The sequence below is a fragment of the Candidatus Neomarinimicrobiota bacterium genome, assembly GCA_030743815.1.
Lineage (GTDB): Bacteria > Fidelibacterota > Marinisomatia > Marinisomatales > S15-B10 > UBA2146.
In genome coordinates, this window is the sequence record JASLRT010000058.1 from 1 (window position 1) to 2839 (window position 2839).

The 2839-nt window shown below is 49.6% G+C and carries 3 protein-coding genes; all 3 read left to right on the forward strand.

What is annotated here, in order from left to right; all coding sequences use genetic code 11:
- Window positions 1–586: aminotransferase class V-fold PLP-dependent enzyme (locus QF669_04750; protein ID MDP6456747.1), on the forward strand; the 586-nt coding region annotated here is incomplete at its 5' end.
- Between the two features lie 143 nt (window positions 587–729).
- Window positions 730–2076, forward strand: coding sequence for an amino acid permease (locus tag QF669_04755; GenBank protein ID MDP6456748.1), 1347 nt, complete (start codon window positions 730–732; stop codon window positions 2074–2076).
- A 481-nt stretch (window positions 2077–2557) separates the two neighbouring features.
- Window positions 2558–2839 (forward strand): 4Fe-4S binding protein (locus QF669_04760; protein ID MDP6456749.1); only part of this gene is annotated, 282 nt, incomplete at its 3' end.

The window sequence follows — 2839 nt, forward strand, 5'->3', positions numbered from 1 at the left end:
GGACGGCGCCCATACATTCGCTCATTTCGATTTCACCCATGCCGATCTCGACTGCGACTACTACGCCACAAGCCTCCACAAGTGGCTCTGCGCCCCCATCGGGACCGGCATGCTCTACGTCCGCAGAGACAAGATAGCGGAGCTCTGGCCCCTTCAAGCTCCGTCAGAGTGCGGGATGGATGATATTCGCAAGTACGAGGAGATCGGTACCCATCCAGCGGCCAACTATATCGCTATTGGCGATGCCCTCACCTTCCAGCAAGGAATCGGTAGTAAAAATAAGGGGGCCCGCCTCATCTACCTGCGCGATCGATGGGCGAAGCGGCTGCTGAAGCACGACCGCATCCGCCTCCACACGAGCCTCAAGTCCGGGAAAGGGTGCGGTATTGGAACGGTGCAGATCGAAGGCGTTGATCCTTCAGACCTGACGAAGCATCTTTGGGACGACTACCGCATTATCGTCACCCCCATCAAGCATGATGAATTCGAGGGGATCCGTGTGACGCCCCATGTCTATACAACGCTGGAAGAGATCGATCGTTTTGCCGATGCCATGGAGAAGGTCATTAAAGAGGGGATTGGTTAGCGGTAGAGCGGGGAATTCAAAACCAATTTAGCCCCGATCTTCGGGACGGGATTGTAAACTTCGCGGAAATTGGTTTTGTTGTGCAAGCCTAAACCGGTTTTTGCCTCTGGGATTTGAGGCTAAACTGGATTGAGGAAGAACCTTTGAGTGATTCAACCCTCCGTCGTGATCTCGGTCCTCTCTCCGGCTACGCCACCATCGTTGGTATTCTGGTGGGCGCCGGCATCTTTCGTGTGACAGGAGAAGCTGGTGCCGTGGCGGGGAGTTCAGTTCCCTTTGCCTATCTTCTGTTTGCGCCCATTGTTCTCGCTACAGCTCTTGCATACAGTGTTTTTTCATCAACACCTCTCGGGAACCGCCCCGGTGGTGCGTATCTACATATTTCTAGAACGTTCGGGAATTATTATATCGGATTTGTGGCCATGTGGATGAAGCTGGTGGCGTTTGTTGGAGCCATATCTTTCATGTCTACCAGTTTTGGTGAATATATGAATTTCTTCATCCCCGGTCAGGATCCCCGTTTCTGGGGTGTCATTGTACTGGTAGTGTTCTACGGGGTGAATATCTTTGGTATCAAGCATTATGGCAGGGTTCAGATAGGAATGTTAATTGTACTCATAATCAGCATTGTACTGCTTGTGGTACCGGGACTGGCAGCTGTTGACCTCAGCTATTACGACCCGATTCTGCCAAAGGGGTGGAGTGGCCTTCTGGCAGCCATGCCCGTGCTCTTTTTCAGCTATGCTGGTTTTGAGACGTTGGCCCAGACGGCGGGAGAGACCAAGGATGCCACACGGACGCTCCCCGCCATATTTGTACGAGGTGTTCTTGCGTCAGTGGTCATCTTTTTTCTCATGTCCTTTGTGGCGTTTGGGGTTCTTCCCGCTGAAGTATTGGCTCAATCCCAATCTGCCATGGCCGATGCAGCAGCGGAGTATCTTCCGCCCTGGGGCGCCGGCATCGTGGCCCTTGGCGCCATGAGCGCATTCCTCACCAGCATCAACGGATCCATACTTGTCCCATCACGGATGTTCTTTGTCTTCAGTGAAGACCGTCTCATGCCAGGTTTTCTCTCGGCGGTCCACCCCAAATGGCGAACACCCCACGTTAGCCTCATCATCAGTGCTGTCATCTGCATTGTTCTTATATGGACGCAATCAGTACAATTTCTTTTGAACACAGGACTCATCGGAATTTTTATCGTCTATTTTCTCCAGGGGGTGTCACTCATGGTGTTGCCGAAAGTCAACCGGCCGCTCTATGAGTCGGCTCAATTCAAGCCAGCACCTTTGATTGTTAGCTGCATTGGACTTTTCACAGCGGTCGTCATGCTCATATTCATGATGTCTATTTTGAAAACAGTCTTTATCTGGACAATTTTATGGCTGGCTGTGGGGAGCGCCCTCTTTTTCGTGGGCCGCCGGCAGGGGAAAGCTGAAGGATTTGATTATAATGCCCGGCTGGTCAGAGACTTCACCATAGAAAACTAATCTTTTGAACATCGATCTGTATCAAACTACCATGGGGCTACTTGAAAAAATCTGGAAGAAGGATATATCCGCTAAACGGGAGTTTGAAGTTCTAGCTGAATGGCATGCTAAAAAAGAATGATGTGATATTTCTATCTTATCATATGTCCGCTTTCAGCCTCTGGAGGTTGACGGAGTGGCTTAAGAGTAGTTTCCCATTCTGAAGCGTCGGACTGGACCACAGTGAAATTCGCTGAACTGTTACGGGAGGTAAGCAATGAATTCACAACAAACATCCATATTTCATGAAAATTCAGTATCTTTTCAATGAACAGAAAACGGGAAAACAATGTTCACGCAAAAGAGAAACGGGATTTATTGTGGAAACATCCAGCTTTAGGAGAATATTCATCTCCAGTAATAGAGAATCGGATGGGATTAATGGGCAGATCTTTATTTGTGCTTACAAAGATGATCATTCGGCAAAAGTGATATCAGAACAATGATCCACTGCGAACTTAAGATTTGTGTGGGTTGCCGCATGTGCGAAGTTGCGTGTAGTGCGTTTCACTTTGATGGTGTCACCCGTGCTATGTCCCGAATTCGTGTTGCAAAGCTGGAAAATGTGGGTGTGGAGATGGCTATCGCCTGCCTCAGTTGCCAGGAAAAACCGTGCCTCGAGTGCCCCACATTGGCACTTACTGTAGGAGACAATGGAGAGATAATTCTGGATGGAGATTTATGTACGTCCTGTGAAATCTGTGTGGAGGAATGTCCAGTGGGT